At 61.1% G+C, this 18,189-nt stretch carries 17 protein-coding genes; 10 read left to right on the forward strand and 7 right to left on the reverse strand.

The genetic code is table 11. From position 1 onward, the window contains the following. Positions 1-210: 210 nt before the first annotated feature. The gene (locus tag Cte04_RS14140; protein WP_066479007.1) at positions 211-771 is read right to left on the reverse strand and encodes a hypothetical protein; all 561 of its coding nucleotides are present in this window, start codon (positions 769-771) and stop codon (positions 211-213) included. 225 nt (positions 772-996) lie between these two features. Between Cte04_RS14140 and Cte04_RS21890 the strand changes: the two genes are divergently transcribed. Next, positions 997-1,278 (forward strand): hypothetical protein, encoded by a 282-nt coding sequence (locus Cte04_RS21890; protein ID WP_217997583.1) that lies wholly within the window; start codon positions 997-999, stop codon positions 1,276-1,278. A gap of 344 nt (positions 1,279-1,622) precedes the next feature. Here the strand turns inward: Cte04_RS21890 and Cte04_RS14145 are convergent, their stop codons facing one another. Next, complete coding sequence (locus Cte04_RS14145) at positions 1,623-2,006, reverse strand: hypothetical protein (RefSeq protein ID WP_157082014.1); 384 nt, start codon at positions 2,004-2,006, stop codon at positions 1,623-1,625. Between the two features lie 149 nt (positions 2,007-2,155). On the opposite strand from Cte04_RS14145, the gene Cte04_RS14150 reads away from it, so the two are divergent. From Cte04_RS14150 to Cte04_RS14170, 5 genes are all read left to right on the forward strand, one after another. Further along, positions 2,156-2,812 carry a DUF4142 domain-containing protein gene (locus Cte04_RS14150; RefSeq protein ID WP_066479011.1) on the forward strand — a complete coding sequence of 219 codons (657 nt, stop codon included), beginning with the start codon at positions 2,156-2,158 and terminating at the stop codon, positions 2,810-2,812. A 192-nt stretch (positions 2,813-3,004) separates the two neighbouring features. After that, entirely contained in the window at positions 3,005-3,763 is a 759-nt protein-coding gene (locus tag Cte04_RS14155) for a gluconate 2-dehydrogenase subunit 3 family protein (protein WP_066479012.1), read from the forward strand. Between the two features lie 6 nt (positions 3,764-3,769). Next, complete coding sequence (locus Cte04_RS14160) at positions 3,770-5,557, forward strand: GMC family oxidoreductase (RefSeq protein ID WP_066479013.1); 1,788 nt, start codon at positions 3,770-3,772, stop codon at positions 5,555-5,557. Positions 5,558-5,567: 10 nt separating this feature from the next. After that, entirely contained in the window at positions 5,568-7,007 is a 1,440-nt protein-coding gene (locus tag Cte04_RS14165) for a cytochrome c (RefSeq protein ID WP_245633381.1), read from the forward strand. A gap of 66 nt (positions 7,008-7,073) precedes the next feature. Next, positions 7,074-8,084 carry an SDR family oxidoreductase gene (locus Cte04_RS14170; RefSeq protein ID WP_066479016.1) on the forward strand — a complete coding sequence of 337 codons (1,011 nt, stop codon included), beginning with the start codon at positions 7,074-7,076 and terminating at the stop codon, positions 8,082-8,084. A 9-nt stretch (positions 8,085-8,093) separates the two neighbouring features. On the opposite strand, the gene Cte04_RS14175 is transcribed toward Cte04_RS14170, so the two are convergent. Genes Cte04_RS14175 through Cte04_RS14190 form a run of 4 tightly spaced genes read right to left on the reverse strand, consistent with a single transcriptional unit; the run spans position 8,094 to position 11,147 of the window. Next, positions 8,094-8,747 carry a D-sedoheptulose-7-phosphate isomerase gene (locus Cte04_RS14175; RefSeq protein ID WP_083526672.1) on the reverse strand — a complete coding sequence of 218 codons (654 nt, stop codon included), beginning with the start codon at positions 8,745-8,747 and terminating at the stop codon, positions 8,094-8,096. Next, a complete protein-coding gene (locus Cte04_RS14180) occupies positions 8,744-9,235 on the reverse strand; it encodes an adenylyltransferase/cytidyltransferase family protein (protein ID WP_066479017.1) in 492 nt (163 codons plus the stop codon). Before Cte04_RS14180 ends, Cte04_RS14175 begins: the two co-directional genes overlap by 4 nt. Positions 9,236-9,243: 8 nt before the next feature. After that, on the reverse strand, positions 9,244-10,362 hold the full coding sequence (locus Cte04_RS14185) for a glycosyltransferase family 9 protein (RefSeq protein ID WP_245633382.1): 1,119 nt from the start codon (positions 10,360-10,362) through the stop codon (positions 9,244-9,246). Positions 10,363-10,412: 50 nt separating this feature from the next. Then, on the reverse strand, positions 10,413-11,147 hold the full coding sequence (locus Cte04_RS14190) for an SDR family oxidoreductase (protein ID WP_066479018.1): 735 nt from the start codon (positions 11,145-11,147) through the stop codon (positions 10,413-10,415). A gap of 96 nt (positions 11,148-11,243) precedes the next feature. Between Cte04_RS14190 and Cte04_RS14195 the strand changes: the two genes are divergently transcribed. The 4 genes from Cte04_RS14195 (at position 11,244) to Cte04_RS14210 (ending at position 16,344) form a co-directional block, all read left to right on the forward strand. Further along, positions 11,244-12,074, forward strand: a complete 831-nt coding sequence (locus tag Cte04_RS14195) for a mechanosensitive ion channel family protein (RefSeq protein WP_066479020.1) — start codon at positions 11,244-11,246, stop codon at positions 12,072-12,074. Continuing rightward, entirely contained in the window at positions 12,067-14,850 is a 2,784-nt protein-coding gene (locus tag Cte04_RS14200) for an ATP-binding cassette domain-containing protein (RefSeq protein ID WP_066479022.1), read from the forward strand. The genes Cte04_RS14195 and Cte04_RS14200 overlap by 8 nt, the downstream gene beginning before the upstream one ends. After that, positions 14,847-15,128, forward strand: coding sequence for a hypothetical protein (locus Cte04_RS14205; RefSeq protein ID WP_245633383.1), 282 nt, complete (start codon positions 14,847-14,849; stop codon positions 15,126-15,128). Before Cte04_RS14200 ends, Cte04_RS14205 begins: the two co-directional genes overlap by 4 nt. A gap of 208 nt (positions 15,129-15,336) precedes the next feature. Beyond that, positions 15,337-16,344 carry a hypothetical protein gene (locus Cte04_RS14210; protein WP_157082018.1) on the forward strand — a complete coding sequence of 336 codons (1,008 nt, stop codon included), beginning with the start codon at positions 15,337-15,339 and terminating at the stop codon, positions 16,342-16,344. An 80-nt stretch (positions 16,345-16,424) separates the two neighbouring features. Here Cte04_RS14210 and rpoN read toward each other — a convergent pair whose 3' ends face one another. Beyond that, on the reverse strand, positions 16,425-17,834 hold the full coding sequence (gene rpoN / locus Cte04_RS14215) for an RNA polymerase factor sigma-54 (RefSeq protein ID WP_066479039.1): 1,410 nt from the start codon (positions 17,832-17,834) through the stop codon (positions 16,425-16,427). Positions 17,835-18,189: the final 355 nt, after the last annotated feature.

An 18,189-nucleotide genomic window follows, 5' to 3' on the forward strand; every position in this document is an offset into this window, starting at 1 on the left:
GCTATGCATGGCCCTGAAGCACCTGGGCGCCTCGCCTTCAGAAGCAGAGCCCTGTCTGATGGAGAAGCCTCCTCTCTGTTCGCCGCCCACATTCTCTCCACGGACGCTCCATACATCAGAAGTGGTGGATGCCGTGGCTTGGCCTTGCGGTTTTCATGAACGTCGCAAAAAGCCCAGCGTCGGCTGGGCTCGAGGCTCATGTACGGCAATTCACTTGGCCGTCTTGTTGCATGCGTCATCGCGGCTCTTCTCATCAGGCAGATTGATGGTTCCCGAAAGTTCGACGGAGTTGTTGCTGCCGTCCTTCGCCATGAGGTTGCTGAAAGTGATGGTGCCGGTCGTCAGGTTGACCTTGGCCTTGCCCAGGTTGCCACCGTCCTTGACGAAGTTGAAGGTGGTGTCCCGGATCTTGATGTGATCGCCATTCAGTGGAGGGGTGCTGCTGCCGTTGGAGTAGGCATAGCGTATGTCGCCGCTCATGGCCAGGGTTCTATCACCCACAAGCTTGCTGAAGTTGTCGAAGTTGAATGCACATTCATCGGGGCCGACTTTTCCGTCGCCGGTGTCTTTGACGCCAGTCAGTCCCACGTTGCCGCTTCCATACCAGCCGTTCAGGGTGGTGTCAGTGGCATTGGAGATGCTGAGAATCCCGATATTGCCGGAAGGCTCGGGATCGTCGTCATTGCCGCCGCCGCAAGCGGCAAGTGCAAGCGTGGCGCCGAAAGCTGCTGCATAGAAGAACTTTCGCTTTGTCCAATGGATTTTGTTCATTGTCTGCTCCTGATGGGGCTGCCTGTGTGAGTGATATGTGCAAGTGGCTACTTCCACGCGGCACCAATCAATGGTCCCAAATACCTCTTTCCTTGTGAAATCGACAAATTGGACAATGTTTGCCGGTCAACATGGCAAATGGCTGAGGATGCAGTCCTACGATGGCGTAGTGTTAGGTAGATAGTTGCTTCCATGGTTTGAGAAGAGAAGCTCTATGAAGAAATGATGCCAACGGTTTCCGCATTGCTGCAGTCCGGAAATGTCGGCTGGAAGCAGCTTGGCTTTCGCAGATGGCGACGGACCTACCCATCACTTTTCATTGAATTTCTGGAAATCCATTGCAAGCGAAGAACACTGTCGAGAGAGCGTCAGGCTTTGAACTTGTTGACGGATGGCATTGCCGCAGATGCCTGGCTGGGATTGCCCTGCATCGTTGCCATGGCGGCTCCGCCGATACAGCTGTGGAGCCTTGCTTCAGTCATATTGGAAAGGCAGGCCTTGCCATAGACATGACTTGTGACAGCGGACCATCTGCCCAGCGGAAGAAGTCCGGAAGCCGAATTGCACTAGGCCGATGGCTTCAGAAAGATGAAAAGGGACCGGGGTGGGCGTCTACGCGTCAAGCAAAAATGATGCGCAGCCATTGATGAAATTGCTGTTATGAAAGTTTCATTTTCAAAGTTTCATGAGTTTTTTCATGGGCTTAGTAAATTTATTGGAATAATCAATATTTTTAATATATTGACTTTTGAAAAATGAAGAGTATGAAAACCAGCAGAAACAATAAGAAAAAGAAGAACTGTCTATGCTGGTTGTTTTCTCTTTTATCGTATTTTTTGTTTTTCGGAAATTTACGCAGGCATGGTCTTTGGGTGCGTGTCCTGCTCCATGAACATGGCTTTTGTTTGATCATGGCACAGTAATATTTCTGCGGAATGGAAAAATTTCTGCAAGAATTTCCTGCATCCTGTAGAACCTGAAAAATTTTTATTTGCTTGTCCGAGGTTTTGGTAGTTCAGCAGCGATCGGCCGGCCTTTCGGATGGTTGGTAATTTTCCTTTGTCTTTGCTCTGGTGCAGACTTTCTCTCTTGGTCTGCAATGATGACGCCATGCTTGGCAGTCTTGCTTTTGGAGGAAATATTTCTTTCCATGATGCGCCTCGACATTTTTCATGTTTGCTGGTGACTGTGCAAGGTTGGGTGCATATATGCCGCACCATTGCGGCAATATTCATGCCAGTCATCCTGAACGACATGGGGCAGAGAGGAATATGTGGATGTTGCTTCTCCGGCGAACAAGAGTTTTTATGGTCGATGGAATAAGAAGATCTGAATCAGGAATGCCGATTGCCTGACAGGTTTTTTAAACTCATGGGAGCATGAAATGCGCTCTGATCTATTCAAGATGAAAGAAAAGGCGGAGTACAAGACCGCAATAGCTGAACCAGCTCTATGCATGGCATTGTTGCTGGGCTTTCCAGCCGCTGCGCAGCCCGCCGTCATCCACGGAACAACGGGTCAAAGGACCGAGACAACTCGTCCGCAGACAGGAAGTGAAAACGGGGCCGTTGCAACCCAGCAAAAGCTTGCTCACAAGGATGTGGCATTCCTCAAGCAGGCTGCGGAAAACAATCATGCGGAGATAGAAAGTAGCCGGCTTGCCGTACAGAAATCCTCGGATAACCGGATAAAGACATTTGCTCAGCAAATGATAGAAGACCATGGAAAAACTGCAGAAGAGCTGAATCGGCTGGCTGCAGCCAAGGTGGTTGATTTACCGGAAGGGCCCTCCGTGCTGCAAAAGGCCAAGATCAAGTTGCTGAGTTCTGCAGAGGGCTCGAATTTTGATCATCTCTACAGTGAAAACATGGGAATTACAGCCCATAGGGAAACATTGGAGCTATTCCAGAAGGCGATGGACAATGTGAAAGATGGTGAAGTCAGGGACTTCGTTGCCAAGACCTTGCCAACCTTGCGTCATCATCTTGAAATGGCACGCCAGCTGCCCGGGAACAGTCCTGGAAATGGAAAAGGTCGTTAATGACTCTTGAGTCAAAGAGTTTGACGGCTTTCGTTTCTTTAAGCTATCTTTGCTCGCATAGTGATTGAACGCCGTCAAGCGCTGGCCTGGATATCACTTCAGGCCGGCTTTTCTTTGCCAGCGATACAGCTGGCGAGCAGGAATTGGCTGCGAGATGCTCCGAGATGCATTTGAAGGTGAAAAGGAAGGTCCATGGCCCAAGACGACACTGCGCAGAACCCGGCACGGCGTGCTTTCTTCCGGAAATCCTTGCCCATCATTCCAGTCACGGCGCTTGCAGCAGCAGGCGGAGCTGCCACGCTGGCCACTACAGAGCATAACCATCTGCCTCCGGTGCCAGGGCCTGCCGTGGATATGGCCATGGCGGATGCTGCACGCTACCGGCCCAGTTTCTTCAGTGCCGATGAATATCGGTTTCTGCAGTCGGCCGTGGCACGGCTCATACCCCAGGACGACCTCGGCCCGGGCGCGCTCGAAGCAGGTGTTCCGGAATTCATCGACCGCCAGATGGGCACCGCGTACGCGGCCGGCAGCCTCTGGTACATGCAGGGACCGTTCGACCCCAATGCGTTACCCGAGCTCGGCTACCAGCTCAAGCTCAGTCCCCGGGAGGTCTACCGGCTGGGCATCGCCGCGGCCGACCGGTGGAGCGAAAAGAACCTCGGCAGGAAGTTTGCCGAACTCTCCGCTACCGACCAGGACAAGGCGCTGGCCGCCATGGAGCACGGTATCGAGGATTTCGAGGGACTGCCTTCCAAGACCTTTTTTTCGATGCTCTGGACGAATACACGCGAAGGATTCTTCAGCGACCCGCTGCATGGCGGCAACAAGGGCATGGTCGGCTGGAAGCTCATAGGCTTTCCTGGCGCACGTGCCGATTTCATGGACTGGGTGGAGCGTGACGAGAAGTATCCGTTCCCGCCGGTGTCTATCCATGGCCAGCGAGGGTGAGAAGAGATGGCAAAGACAATGAAGAAGACCGACGTGGTGGTCATCGGCTTTGGCTGGACGGGCGCCATCATGTCCAAGGAACTGACCGAGGCCGGCCTCAATGTGGTCGCGCTGGAACGCGGTCCGGCGCGGGATACCGATCCCGACGGTGTTTACCCCCAGACCATGGACGAGCTGACCTACAACTCGCGCAAGAAACTGTTCGTCGATGTCTCCAAGGAAACCGTCACCATCCGCCATACCGTAAACGACGTGGCCCTACCCAATCGGCAACTGGGCGCCTTCCTGCCCGGCACGGGCGTGGGCGGGGCAGGGCTGCACTGGTCGGGCGTGCATTTCCGGGTGGATCCGGTGGAGTTGCGCCTGCGCAGCCATTACGAGGAGCGCTACGGCAGGAACTTCATTCCGGAAGGCATGACCATCCAGGATTTCGGGGTGAGCTACGAGGAGCTGGAGCCGTATTTCGATTTTGCCGAAAAGGTGTTCGGCACCTCGGGCACCGCCTGGACGGTCAAGGGGCAGAAGGTCGGCGAGGGCAAAGGCGGCAATCCTTTCGCTCCGGATCGCTCCAGCGATTTTCCGCTGCCCGCGCAAAAGAACACGGTCTCCGCCATGTTGTTTGCCAAGGCGGCCGAGTCCGTTGGCTACCATCCGTACAACATGCCGTCGGCCAACACTTCCGGGCCCTACACCAACCCCTACGGCGCGCAGATGGGCCCCTGCAATTTCTGCGGTTTTTGCAGCGGCTACGCCTGCTACATGTATTCCAAGGCTTCGCCGAACGTGAACATCCTGCCCGCGCTGCGCATGGATCCGCGTTTCGAGCTGCGCACGCTGTGCCAGGCCACGCGCATCAACCTGGCCGAAGACGGCAAGACCGCCACGGGCGTGACCTACATGGATGCCTCGGGCCAGGAAGTGTTCCAGCCTGCCGATATCGTGGCCGTGTGCAGCTTCCAGTTCAACAATGTGCGCATGCTGCTGCTGTCGGGCATCGGCAAGCCTTATGACCCGGTGAGCAACACCGGTGTGGTGGGGCGCAACTTCGCGTTCCAGAACATGGCGACCATCAAGGTCTTCTTCGACAAGGGCCAGCACTATACGAATACCTTCGTGGGAGCGGGCGGCAACGGTGTTGCGGTGGATGACTTCAACGCCGACAACTTCGACCATGGGCCGCACGGGTTTGTGGGCGGCTCGCCATTCTGGGTCAACCAGGCCGGTACCAAGCCCATTGCTGCCTCCGTCACGCCGCCGGGCACGCCGGGCTGGGGCAGCGCCTGGAAAGCCGCCACGGCCCAGTATTACACCCACCATGTGTCCATGGATTCGCACGGCGCCCACCAGAGCTACCGCGCCAACTACCTGAGCCTGGATCCTACCTACAAGGATGCCTACGGCAACCCGCTGCTGCGCATGACCTTCGACTGGCAGCCCAACGACATCAAGATGAACCTCTTCATGCAGGAAAAAATGGGGCTGCTTGCCAAGGCCATGGGGGGCAAAGCCATGGGCGTGTACGGCAAGAAGGAGGGCACGCGCTTCGATACCAACAGCTATCAGACCACGCACCTGAACGGCGGGGCCATCATGGGCACCGACCCGGCGACCAGTGTCGTGAACCGCTACCTGCAATCCTGGGATGTGCACAACGTCTTTGTTCTTGGCGCGTCGGCCTTTCCGCAGGGACTGGGGTACAACCCCACGGGCCTGGTCGCTGCGCTGGCCTACTGGTCGGCGCGGGCAATCCGCGAGCAGTACCTCAAGAGCCCAGGCGCCTTGATCAAGGCATGAGGAGCACGCAATGAAGACAAGCCGCAAGAACTCCGTCCTGCCTGTTACGCTGCTTGCCGGCATGGTGCTGCTGGCAGGCGCCGTTGGCCTGGCCCATGGCCAGAAAGGCGATGCGCCAAAAAGCTCTGCCGCGCCGCTCGCGCATATTGCCAACGGCATGGGGCGCGATCCGCAGCCCATGGTGACTGCACAACCCCATGCGCTGCCTGCCGGAGCGCCGGCTCCCGGTGCCGATGCCGTGAGCCGCGGCGCATATCTGGCCCGTGCAGGCGATTGCGTGGCCTGCCATACGGCACCGGGTGGCCAGCCGTTCGCGGGAGGGCTGCCCATGTCCTCGCCCATAGGCACCATCTACAGCTCCAACATCACGCCCGATGCCAGGACCGGCATCGGGGGCTACAGCTTCGAGGATTTCGACCGGGCGGTGCGCCATGGCGTGGCCAAAGGCAAGGGCAGCCTGTATCCGGCCATGCCCTATCCCTCGTATGCACGTGTGAGCGAGCAGGACATGAAGGACCTGTTCGCCTACTTCCTGAGCCTGCCGCCAGTGGAGCACGCGGTGCCGGGCAACGACATTCCCTGGCCTTTGTCCATGCGCTGGCCGCTGGCCGTCTGGCGCGGCATGTTTGCACCCGACGCGGACAAGGTGCAGCTGAAACAGGCTCCCGCCATTGCAGCGCAAGGCACTCCGGAGGCCGACGTGAAAGCCCGTGGAGCCTATCTGGTCGAAGGGCTGGGGCACTGCGGCGCCTGCCATACGCCGCGGGCCTTCACCATGCAGGAAAAAGGCCTGGCAGCAGCCGATGCACAGTTTCTGGCGGGGGGGGCCACCATGGACGGCTGGGTCGCGAAAAGCCTGCGCACGGGCGGCAGCGACGGGCTGGCGCGCTGGAGCGAGGAGGACATCGTGGCCCTGCTCAAGACCGGCCGCAACCGGCACAGCGCCGTGTTCGGCGGCATGGCCGACGTAGTCAGCCACAGCACGCAGCACATGACTGACGGGGATCTGCACGCCATTGCGGCCTACCTCAAGGCCCTTCCTGCGGATGGCGCTGCCAGCACTTACACCTACAACACGGCCACGGCCGAGGCGCTATGGAAGGGCAACGACAGCCAGCGCGGCGCGGCGTTGTACGTGGACAGCTGCGCCGCGTGCCATCGCACCGACGGACTGGGTTACCAGGAAGTCTTTCCGGCCCTGGCCGGCAACAGCGCCGTGCTTTCCGCAGACCCGCACAACCTGGTGGCCATCATTCTCAACGGCCACCAGGTGCCGGCCACGGCCACGCGGCCTTCGACTTTCACCATGCCCGCATTCGGCTGGCGCCTGAATGATGCCCAGGTGGCGGATCTGGCCAGCTTTGTGCGTTCGAGCTGGGGCAATGCGTCCGCAGCCGTCAGTGCGGACCAGGTGGCAAAGCAGCGCAAGAGCACGCCGCACGGAAACTAGCTGTCCATGCTGCTGGCGGGAGCGGGGATTGCCGGTCCTCGCTCTCGAAACCATGAAGGAAGCAGCATGAACCAAGAGCAGAAAACCTCTGGCGCACGCCAGGACACCGTTGCGAAACAGCGCGAGATACAGCAGGAGCAGGACAGGCTGGACAAGCAGTCCGCAGCGAGTTTCCAGGGCGGCTCCCAGGACAAGGGCAAGCACGCCGTGCAGGCCGGCGCGCGCGAGCAGCCGCAGGACATGCCCGCACAGCATATCGACAAACCGGGCAGCGAGGCCGAGCTCGATCTGGCGCCCCGCTTCATGGCCCCCGATTATCTGGGAAGCCAGAAACTGCAGGACAAGGTGGCACTGATCACCGGTGGTGATTCGGGGATCGGCCGGGCGGTAGCCGTGCTGTATGCGCGCGAGGGTGCCGATGTAGCCATTGTCTATCTGAGTTCCGACGAAGATGCGCAAGAGACATGCCGCTGCGTGGAGCGCGAAGGGCGCAGTTGCCTGTTGATCCGTGGCGACGTCAAGGACGAAGGATTTTGCAAGCAGGCAGTGCAGAAGACCCTGGAGAAGTTCGGCCATCTTGATGTGCTGGTGAACAACGCGGCTTTCCAGGAGCATGCGAAGTCGCTCGACGACATCACCGATGAGCGCTTGCAGGAGACGCTGCAGACGAATATCGGCGGCTATTTCCATATGGCAAAGGCCGCGACTGCACACCTGGAGCGTGGAGCCGCCATCATCAACACCGGCTCCGTCGTCGGGCTGCAGGGCAGTGCCCAGTTGCTGGACTATGCAGCCACCAAGGGCGCAGTGCATGCATTCACCAAATCACTGGCGCAAAACCTGCTGGAGCGGGGCATCCGGGTCAATGCCGTTGCGCCGGGGCCGGTCTGGACCCCTTTGAATCCCGCGGATTCTCCCGCAGAAAAAGTGGCCAAGTTCGGCAAAAACACCGACATGGGGCGGGCGGCCCAGCCAGAGGAGCTGTCGCCCGCATACGTTTTTCTGGCATCTGGCGTGATGTCCGGCTATGTGACGGGCATTGTGCTGCCCGTCACAGGCAGCGTCGGGGCGATATGAGCCCCTGGCTCAGGAGGCCGCCGGCTGCTCCGCGTGGAGCATGCCGGCCCGTGCCAGGCCTTGTTCCACCAGGGCACACAGGACATGGCCGACGAAGATGTGGGCTTCCTGAATTCTGGCGGTGATGGTCGAGGGAACGACGATGGCCGTGTCGCAGAGGTCGCGAAGGCGGCCGCCGCCGCGGCCCGTCAAGGCCACGGTCGCAATGCGCATGCGCCGGGCGGTTTCCACGGCCTGTATCACATTGCTGGAATTGCCTGAGGTGGAGATCGCCAGCAGGCAATCGCCCGGGCGCCCGAGGCCCGCCAACTGCCGGGAGAACACTTCGTCGAAGTCATAGTCGTTGGCAATGCAGGTCAGGGCGGAGCTGTCCGTGGTCAAGGCTATGGCCGCCAGCGGACGGCGGTCCTTGACAAAACGGCCGGTCAGCTCGGCGGCCAGATGCTGGCTGTCGGCGGCAGAGCCGCCATTGCCGCAGAGCATGAGCTTTTTTCCGTCTGCCAGGCTGCGCACGATGACGGCAGCCGCATCCTCCACCTCGGGCCTGATGGCGGCCAGATCGTCGAACAGGGCGATGTGTTCCCGCAGAGCGCTGGGGTAGGGTCCTTCTCGGCCGACATGATCGGCAATACGTACCACTTGGGATTTTTTCAATGCTTTCATAGCGCTCTCTCCATGGTGTGGATCTGATGGGCCCGCTCGATCAGGTGGGTTGTCGAGCGTCCTTTCACATAGTCCAGAATGACGGTGCGGCCGCCCCATTGCTGCATGAGTTCTGCCTCGTGCAGCGTGCAAATGTTGTAGTCGCCTCCTTTGGCATAGATGTTGGGTTTGAGATCGGCAAGCAGCGCCATGGGCGTGGGTTCCTCGAAGACAACGGCCAGCGAGACGCATTGCAGCGCGGCAATGACCGCCATCCGGTCGTCGGCGCAGTTGAGAGGGCGTCCGGGTCCCTTGCCCAGCGTCTTGACGGAGCGGTCGCTGTTGATGCCCACGATCAGCGAAGCGCCCAGGCGCCGTGCCGCTTCCAGGCATTCCACATGGCCCCGGTGCAGGAGATCAAACACGCCATTGGTGAAGACCACGGGACGGGCAAGGCTGGCCGCCCGGGAAACCAGTTCGTTGCGGTGGCATATTTTTGTCGTGTACATGGCCGTTTTCAGAAAGCAAGGGGGCGGGCGCACGGTGCCAGCGACGGCTTTCGCCAATGGCTCGTGCGGGTCCAGGCCTGCGGCACTGCTCTTTTCTGGACGGATGACTCCGTCTCGGCCAGCAACGCATGAACGGCGTCCAAGACTGTTTCGGGTGCAATGCGTTCCAGACAGTCATGATGGATTTGCGGGCATTTGCTTTTGAGGCAGTTCCTGCATGGCACATCGTGGCTGAGCACGCGCGAAGGCACGCGCCACGGCGTGTGCTGCGGATTCGTCAGGGCGTAGAGCACCGCCACTGGCGTGCCCAGCGCTGCAGCCAGGTGGGCGGGTCCGGTGTTGTTGCAAAGCAGGGCGCGGGCTCCGGCGATCAAGGCGGCCAACCCTCCCAGGCTCAGGCGGCCAGCCAGATTGATGGGTGGCCGCTCCATGCGGGATGCGGCCTGTGCCACGAGCTCTGCTTCTTCGTCCGAACCGGTAAATACCACCTGGTAGTCGCCATGTGCCTGCAGCGCCTGGGCCACGACGCCATAACGGTCGGCGGGATAACGGCGCGACGCGGCGCTGGCGCCGGGATGAATGACGATGTAGGGCCGGTCGGGAGAGCCGCCCGCCGCAGCAAGAGCCTGCTGCATTTGCTGCACGTCGTTGCCGTCGTAGCGCAGGCGCAGATGCTCGTCGGCCGTTTCGTAGCCGACATGGTGGACCAGGTCTAGCTGCCTTTGCACCTCATGCCGTGCAGTGGCTATGCAGGTGTCCTGCTCAGGGGCCCAGTTCGTCAAGAGCGCGTAGGGGTTTTCGCGGGAATGGGCCAGTCTCAAGGGAATGCCGGCAAGCCTGCAGAGCAACGCGGCAGGCAGCGCACTTTGCGTACAGACCGTGAAGATGATGGCCGCATCGAAGCGGCGCGCAGCCAGTTCGGCCATGAGATTGAGGTCCGATCGGGCCGAGCCGGCTGCCGATGCGGGCCCCACCCATGGGGCCGCGTAGACGAGCGTCTCGTCCACCGCATCGATCATGGAGGCAACTTCGGCGCCCGCACCTGAAGTGAGCAGCGTGAGCCGCATGTCCGGTGCGCTGTGGCGCACGGCAGCGAGTGCCGGTGAAGTCATGAGCACATCGCCCATGCTGTCGAGCCGCACAGCCAATATGTTCTTGGCATGGGCCCATTCCGGTTTCATGGCCATGATGTCTCCTGGTCAGGCAAAACCATGACTTCGGCGATGACCGTCCCTCTTGGCATGCCCAGCAGGAACAGCACGGTGCTGGCCACATTGTCGGGATCCTGCAGCACATCCGGATTCAGGTCGGGAAAGCGCTCGAGCAGAAAGGGGGTGCGCATGCCGCCGGCAAACAGGGTGGAGACGCGGATGCCGCTGGCTCGCAGTTCCACATGCATTGCTTCGCTGAGTCCGCGCAGGCCCCATTTGCTGGCGTGGTAGGCGCTTGCATTGGGCCAGGCGCGCAACGCAGCCGTCGAAGCAACGTTGACGATGTGGCCTCCGCGGCCCATGTCGGACTCCCGCAGCATGGGCAGCGCGGCTTTGCTCAGCAAAAAGGGGCCGAAAAGATTGGTCTGGACGACACGCGTCCATTCCTGGCTTTCTATCTCATCAATGGAGGCGGTATGGTCTGTGCCGGCATTGTTGATGAGCACGTCGAGGCCGCCCCAGCGTTCGCGTACGGCCGCCAAGGCATCGGCGATGCTGGACTGCTGGCCCACATCGAAATTCAGGGCCATTGTCGATAGTCCCGAGGGATCGATCGTGCTGGCGATATGTGCGACCTTGCCTGCATCGATGTCCGCAAGAACTACCCGGGCCTGGGCATGCACGAGCTTGCGCGAAATGGCGGCGCCAAGACCGCTGCCTGCACCGGTGACCAGCACCGTCTTGTCTTTGAGAGTGTCCATTGTGTCGAAGGTTGGTTGCTACCAGGAAATCGGGAGCAAGAACCGTTCCCGGCGCAGCACGACGTTGTGGGTACAGCAATTGCCGCCCGGCGACCCATGAGCTTCGAGAATCTGACTTCACATGAGGGCTGGCTGTTTGCTGCGCTCGATGTGGTGCTGTTGAAGGTGGGCGACTTGGCAATCACCGTAGGCTCTCTCCTCAAGCTGGTGCTGCTCATGAGCCTGCTGTTCTGGTTTGCCGGGGCATTGAGGCGCTGGCTGGTCAGACGGGTGCTGAGCCGCTTCCACGTCGACCATGGAACGCGCATCGCAATCGCTTCCGTGCTGCGTTATCTGGTGCTGGTTCTGGGCATGGTGCTGATCCTGCAGAACGTGGGCATCAACCTGTCGGCCTTGGGGGTGGTGGCCGGTGCGGTCGGCGTGGGGGTGGGGTTCGGCCTGCAGAACATCTTCAGCAACTTCATCAGCGGCCTGATCGTCATGCTCGAGAGGCCCATCAAGGTGGGCGACCACATCGAGGTGGGCTCCATCGCAGGCGTGGTGCGCGAGATCTCGGCCCGGCGCACGACGCTGGTCACGGCGGACAACGTGGCCGTGCTGGTTCCCAACCAGCGTTTCATCGTGGAAAACGTCATCAACTCCGCCTACCTCGAGGAGCCGGTGCGCCTGCGCATCGCCGCGACGCTGGCCGCAGATACGGATCCCGCACTGCTGGAGCAATTGCTGATGCAGGTGGCGCGCAGCCACGCGATGGTGCTTGCCGCGCCGGCGCCGCAGATATTGCTGCGCTCCGTGGGCGGGACGTCGCGGCAGTTCGAGTTTGCATTCTGGTTCCGGCCCGAGGCCATCGCCAGGGAGCTGCTGACCAGCGAACTCAGCAGTGCCCTGGAAGAGGCGTTCTCCGCCAACGGAGTACAGCATGCCTGAGTTGAAGAACACCGAAAAAGCGGATGCGGGAGCTGCCCCTGGCATTCTTATGGAGCTGTGGCGCGCCACGTGGCGCTATCGGCGGCGCACCCTCGCAGCCCTGGTGCTGCTGGTGCTGGCCAAGGTGGCAGCGGTCTGCGTGCCCCTCGTATTCAAGCGGATTGTCGATCTTTTCAGTTCCCCTGGGAGCCTGGCGTCCGAACTGAATACCGGAACATCGCCGCTGGCGCCCAACGGGGCCCACATCATCATGCTGCCGGTTTTTCTGCTGGTCGGGTATGCGCTGCTGCGTTTCCTGAGCACGTTGTTTACCGAGCTGCGTGACCTGTGCTATGCCCGTGTCACCCTGGTCACGGTGGCAGATTTTGCGCAGCGCGCGCTGGCGCACATGCACCGGATGGGGCCGCGCTTTCACCTGCAGATGCATACCGGCGCGATGATCCGCGACATGGATCGGGGCACCGCCGGAGTGGGCTTTCTGCTGGGCGCCCTGCTGTTCACGCTGCTGCCCACGCTGGTGGAGATTGTGTCCGTGATGGCCATCATGGCGGCCGGCTACAGCCTCTGGTTCACCGCCATCATCTTTCTCACCTTCATCGTCTATGCCAGCTACACCACGGTGATGACACGGCGCAGAGTCCTGTTCCAGCGCCGTGTCAACGAGCTTGATTCACGCTCCAACGGCCTGCTGCTCGACAGCCTGGTCAACCAGGAAGCCGTGCGCAACAACGCACGCGGCCCGCAGGAAGTGCAGCGCTACCAGAAGGCCCGCAACGCCTGGGTGGAGCAAAGCGTGGAAAACCAGAAGGCACTGTCGGCGCTGCATCTGGGCCAGGGGGCCATCATCGCTTTCGGCGTGGGGGCCATCATGCTTTTTGCCGGCCTGGAGGCAATACATGGCCGCATCACCGTGGGCGATCTGGTATTGCTCAATACCTATGTGATCCAGATCTGCCTGCCGCTCAATGCCCTGGGCTTTCTGTTCCGCGAGGCCCGCGATGCGCTGACCAACGCCGAAAAGCTGCGGCAGATGCTGGCACTGCGTCCCGAAATCGAGGAAAGTGCGCGCGCCACTCCGCTGACCGTCACACGCGGCGAAGTGATCTTCGAGCATGTCGATTTTTCCTACGAACCCGGGCGCCAGGTGCTGTGGGACGTCAGTTTCCGGATCGGGCCCGGCCAGACAGTCGCGGTGGTGGGCGGCAGCGGTTCGGGCAAATCCACTTTGGCGCGCCTGCTGCTGCGCACCTATGACCCGCAGCGCGGGCGGGTACTCATCGACGACTGCGACATCAGCATGGTGACGCTGGAGAGCTTGCGCGCTGCGGTAGGCGTGGTTCCCCAGGACAGTACGCTGTTCAATGAAAGCGTGGCGTACAACATCGCCTATGGCCGGCCCGGAGCTTCCATGGTCGAAATCATCGAAGCGGCAAAGGCCGCGCAGATCGATGAGCTCATTGCCTCCCTGCCCCAGCATTTCGATACCCTGGTGGGGGAGCGCGGCCTGAAGCTGTCGGGGGGAGAGAAACAGCGCATTGCCATTGCGCGCGCGTTCCTCAAGAACGCGCCGATCATGCTCCTCGATGAGGCCACTTCGGCGCTGGATACCCGCTCGGAGAAAGCCATTCAGACGCAGCTGGACAGGCTGGCAGCCCACCGCACCACGCTGGTGATCGCGCACCGGCTCTCCACGATTGTGGATGCCGACCATATCCTGGTGCTCGACAAAGGCCGCATCGTGGAGCAGGGGGGACACGAGGAGCTGCTTTCACGGCGCGGCCTGTATGCGCAGCTCTGGGACCTGCAGCTTCAGAAGCAGGAGTTCGATCGGCTCGAAAGAAAGCTGGTGCGCCAGCCGCTCAATCTGGGCGTGCTGCTGGCCAGTGTGGTCGACGGCCTGGGCAGTGTGCTGGAGGCCAAGTCGATCCAGCTCTATACCCATATCCATCCGGAGCCCTTGCGCATCAGCGGCGACCCTTCGGTACTGTCGCAGGCCATCTGGGACATCTGCATGCACGCGATCGACGCGACACCCGCGGGCGGGCGCATCGAGTTGCGGCTGGAGCGTGCGGGCGAGCGCGCACAGCTGTCGTTGACGGATGGCCGGCATCTATCGCCATCGGACTCCTCCGTGCAGGAGCCTGTTTCTTCCAAGTTCGATCCGCTGGTGCTGCGCTCGTCCATAGAGCGCCAGGGCGGCAAGCTGACGATCAAGCTGCCTACCTCGGTGCAGGGAATGCGCTTTTCGGTGGATTTGCCCCTGCGCGGGACCCGCGCCACGGCCGCGGGCGGCGCTGCGCTGCTGCCAGGGCAGCCCGAGTCCGCCGGCCTGGGCGGGGTGGAGGTGCTGATCGTGGACGACAGCGAGGCCGTGAGGGCTTTCTTCGAATCCGTATTGCACGCCGAGGGCGCCCGCACCTACAGTTTTTCCTCGGGGCAGCAGGTGTTGGACTGGCTTGAAGCGCGGCCGTTGCAGCAATGGCCTGCGGTGCTGATCTGCGACAGCTCGCTCGGAAAGGAGGACGGACGCCAGGTGATGGCGCGGATCCGCGACATGGAAGAGGCAAAAGGCATAGCGCTGGCAAGAAGAATGTCCGCCATTGCCCTGACAAATTCATCGCAGCCCAATGAAGGTTTGATCGTGCTGATGTCGGGCTTTCAATCCCATCTTTCCAAAACTGCCTCCCCTTCCGAGGTGATTGCCGGCGTTGCCGCCTTGGCGCGACGGGGTGGACACGCAGCTGTGCAGACGAATGAGCAAGGAGAACAGAAATGAAGAAACGCCAAATACGAAAAATTCCGGGAGCCCCATTGAAGCCCAGGGTCCATGTGGGCCAGGCCCCGCATGCGCCGGGCGAATCGGGTCCTGCACAGCCGCAGCTGAGATTGCCCAACGAGCGTGACGAGAGCACGGATGCGACCAGCCGACAGCCGGATCCTGCCATGGAGCAAGCCGCACAGGATCTCAAATCCGGGCAGGTGGACACCGATCTGCGCAATACGCCGGGCCTGGATGCCCAACACAGGGAAAAGCTGCTGCGCAAATCGCGTTAGCGCCCGGCGTCAGTGCGCCTCCTGTGTGCCAAGGGGCATGTGGTGCGTTGGCTCGGCGGGAGCGCTGCAAGGATTGCAGAACGGTTTACAAGCAGGCGCTGCCGCAGCCAAGTCCCGTACCCGTGCGCAGGCATGGCGTTTGCCAACCCTCAGGGCAGGCTTCATTTTCCGGAGTCTGGTATTGCAACGCATATGAAAGGATCCAGTAATGGCACAACACGAAGAGCACGGTCGTCAAGGCACAGCTCGCCATGCACAGCAGGACATGGGTGAAGGTTTTCAGGGGCGCGAAGGCAACCGGAGCTCCTCTGGAGGCAACTCTGGCGACTGGCGCGGTGAAAGCGAATACCGGGGCGGCCAGCAAGGCGGGTATCAGGGCGGCTACCAGGGAGGCCAGCAAGGTTACCAAGGTGGCCAGCAAGGCTATCAGGGCGGCTACCAGGGCGGGCAGCAAAGCCAGCAAGGCGGCGGCTACTACGGCAGCCAGCAAGGTGGTGGAGGCTACGGCGGCCACCAGAGCGGCTACGGCGGAGGCTATGGCGGCCACCAAGGCGGCTATGGCGGAGGCTACGGCGGCTATCAAGGTGGCGGCTATGGTGGCCAGCAGGGCGGCTATTCCGGCGGCGGCTACGAATCGGGCATGGGCGGCAACGAATACGGGTCCGGCTATCAAGGCGGCGGCTATGGTGGTGGCTACGGCAGCCAGGGTCGCTACGGCGGCCAGCAAGGCCAGTATGGGGGAGGCTCGTCGCAATGGCAGGGCCGCCAGGGCTCGCAGGGCCAATATGGCTCCAGCGGTTATGGCGGCTATGGCGGTGGCTACGGCGGCAACCAGCAGGGCGGCTCGCAAGGCTGGGAAGGCGGCGGCCAGGGCCAGGGATGGCATCAAGGCCGTTCGGGCGGACATCATGAGCATTTCGACCCTGACTACAGCCAGTGGCGTGACGAGCAGGTGCGGGCGCTGGATGAGGATTACCGCTCCTGGCGCAATGACCGCTACAAGAAGTTCTCGGATGAGTTCTCGCAGTGGCGCAATCAGCGTACCAACAACAGCAAGCCTTCCGGTTCCGCGTCGGGCTCGACATCGGGCTCTTCAACGAGCGGGACGTCCGGCTCCACATCGGGGACGGCTTCCGGATCGTCCGCCAGCGGCCATGACAGCACTACTGGCTCTACCGGTTCTACCGGTTCTACCGGCTCCAAGGGCAGCCATTGATGCTGCGTAGTTGACCGTGCGGCCCGGCCGCAAGCAATGAATGCCGCCAGCGGCCCATCCGCTGGCGGCATTGTCATTTTCTAGAAGTAGCGGCGACGCTTTTCGACCGGGGCAATCTGGAGCAGCTGGCGGTATTTGGTAACGGTGCGCCGGGCGACCACCAGTCCCTGCATGGCCAGCTGATCGGTGATCTTTCCATCGGACAGGGGCTGGGCGGGGGATTCCGCAGCGATGATGTCGCTGATCAGTTCACGGATGGCGGTGGCCGAGCAGGCCTTGCCGCTTGCGCTCAGCATGGGACGCGAGAAGAAGTATTTCAGCTCGAAGACGCCCAGTGGCGTGGCCATGTATTTGTTGTTGGTGACCCGGGAGACCGTGGATTCGTGCACCCCGATTTCATCTGCAATCTCCCGCAGAAGCAAAGGCTTCATCGCCATGGCGCCGAACTCCAGGAACAGGTGCTGCTTGCGCACGATGGCCTGGGCGACATCCAGAATGGTCGAGAAACGCTGGGCGACATTGCGCAAAGTCCAGCGGGCGTCCTGAAGATGGTCTGCCAGCTCGGCATGTTCCTTGCGCCGATGCCTCTGGAAAAGCTCCTCGTAGACCTTGTTCATGCGTACCCGCGGTATCACGGCGGGGTTGAGCTGCACATCCCAACTGCCCTGGCTGCGGCGGACGATGACATCCGGAACGATGTAGTCGGTACGGGATGTGCCGACCGACCAGCCGGGACGGGGATTGAGCCGCCGTATGCACGCGATGGCGGCTTCGATGTGCGCGGCCGGCTGTTCCAGCACCTTGCTGAGCTTTCCCACGTCTCGCGCGGCCAACTTGTCCAGATGATGCTCGATGATGTTCTTGGCAATCCGGCGCAGGAATGTGTCTTCGATGCGCGAGCATTGGAGCATCAGGCATTCACGCACGTCGCGAGCTCCCACGCCGGCCGGATCCAGAGACTGCACCAGGCGCAGTGCGATGGTGAGCTCTTCGATCAGGGGGGGCGGCGTGAGGGGAAGGAGCTGGGCAAGCTCTTCCAGGCTGGTGCGCAGATATCCGTCATCGTCCAGGGATTCGATGATGGCCTGGGCCAGATACAGATCCCGTGAAGACAAGGGCATGACATTCACCTGTGTGCGCAAATGCATGGCCAGCGTGGTGTCCGATGCCGTGAGGTCCATGGCAGAGGAGTCCTCGCTGTCCTTGAGGCGTCGTCCTGTCGAGCCATCGGCCAGCCAGATGTCGCGGTCGCTGGCAAAAGAGTCTTCCCTGGTGAATTCACTGTCCTGGGCAGGCGCATCCGTGGCGGCCGGCTCTCCTGCATTGGCTTCGAGGTCCTCTTCCTCCAGGAAAGGATTTTCTCCCACCTTGCTGCGCACCATTGCGGCAAAGTCCAGGGAAGACATCTGCAGCAGTTGAACGGCACGCTGCAAGCGAGGTGAAAGTGTCTGGGACTGATGCGTGTTGACGCTCAGGTACATTGAACTCATTTCATCTCCTGAATGACATGGTTGGCATGGCGACGGCCCTTCAGGAAATGCAAGTACCATGCCGCGGCGCGCAGGAGGATTCGAATAGATACACTTTGGGCGCAATTCATGCCCTGGCTTGCTTTTGCCGGCAGCAGCGGCGGCATTTGCCCAAGGTCTCATCGACAAAATGGGATCCTTGCCGGCATGGGACTTCTTTGTGCCGCAAATTTTTCTGCAGTCTTTGGCTGCCGCCGTTGCCGCTTTCCCAGGGAAGAGCGGTCCGCAGAAGCTGAGAAGAAAAGCGTGAGGTTCCGGTGCAGGAGGGCGGAGAGCCTCTTGCGCGGAGGAACCGCCTATGCCGATTTGATGCCGG

This window comes from Comamonas terrae (assembly GCF_001544075.1).
GTDB classification, from domain to species: Bacteria; Pseudomonadota; Gammaproteobacteria; order Burkholderiales; family Burkholderiaceae_C; genus Comamonas; species Comamonas terrae.

Bases quoted from the DNA above. Each gene is read 5' to 3' on its own strand.
- Cte04_RS14140 (WP_066479007.1), bottom strand. From the start codon at position 771: ATGAACAAAATCCATTGGACAAAGCGAAAGTTCTTCTATGCAGCAGCT.
- Cte04_RS21890 (WP_217997583.1), top strand. From the start codon at position 997: ATGCCAACGGTTTCCGCATTGCTGCAGTCCGGAAATGTCGGCTGGAAG.
- Cte04_RS14145 (WP_157082014.1), bottom strand. From the start codon at position 2,006: ATGAATATTGCCGCAATGGTGCGGCATATATGCACCCAACCTTGCACA.
- Cte04_RS14150 (WP_066479011.1), top strand. From the start codon at position 2,156: ATGCGCTCTGATCTATTCAAGATGAAAGAAAAGGCGGAGTACAAGACC.
- Cte04_RS14155 (WP_066479012.1), top strand. From the start codon at position 3,005: ATGGCCCAAGACGACACTGCGCAGAACCCGGCACGGCGTGCTTTCTTC.
- Cte04_RS14160 (WP_066479013.1), top strand. From the start codon at position 3,770: ATGGCAAAGACAATGAAGAAGACCGACGTGGTGGTCATCGGCTTTGGC.
- Cte04_RS14165 (WP_245633381.1), top strand. From the start codon at position 5,568: ATGAAGACAAGCCGCAAGAACTCCGTCCTGCCTGTTACGCTGCTTGCC.
- Cte04_RS14170 (WP_066479016.1), top strand. From the start codon at position 7,074: ATGAACCAAGAGCAGAAAACCTCTGGCGCACGCCAGGACACCGTTGCG.
- Cte04_RS14175 (WP_083526672.1), bottom strand. From the start codon at position 8,747: ATGAAAGCATTGAAAAAATCCCAAGTGGTACGTATTGCCGATCATGTC.
- Cte04_RS14180 (WP_066479017.1), bottom strand. From the start codon at position 9,235: ATGTACACGACAAAAATATGCCACCGCAACGAACTGGTTTCCCGGGCG.
- Cte04_RS14185 (WP_245633382.1), bottom strand. From the start codon at position 10,362: ATGGGCGATGTGCTCATGACTTCACCGGCACTCGCTGCCGTGCGCCAC.
- Cte04_RS14190 (WP_066479018.1), bottom strand. From the start codon at position 11,147: ATGGACACTCTCAAAGACAAGACGGTGCTGGTCACCGGTGCAGGCAGC.
- Cte04_RS14195 (WP_066479020.1), top strand. From the start codon at position 11,244: ATGAGCTTCGAGAATCTGACTTCACATGAGGGCTGGCTGTTTGCTGCG.
- Cte04_RS14200 (WP_066479022.1), top strand. From the start codon at position 12,067: ATGCCTGAGTTGAAGAACACCGAAAAAGCGGATGCGGGAGCTGCCCCT.
- Cte04_RS14205 (WP_245633383.1), top strand. From the start codon at position 14,847: ATGAAGAAACGCCAAATACGAAAAATTCCGGGAGCCCCATTGAAGCCC.
- Cte04_RS14210 (WP_157082018.1), top strand. From the start codon at position 15,337: ATGGCACAACACGAAGAGCACGGTCGTCAAGGCACAGCTCGCCATGCA.
- rpoN (WP_066479039.1), bottom strand. From the start codon at position 17,834: ATGAGTTCAATGTACCTGAGCGTCAACACGCATCAGTCCCAGACACTT.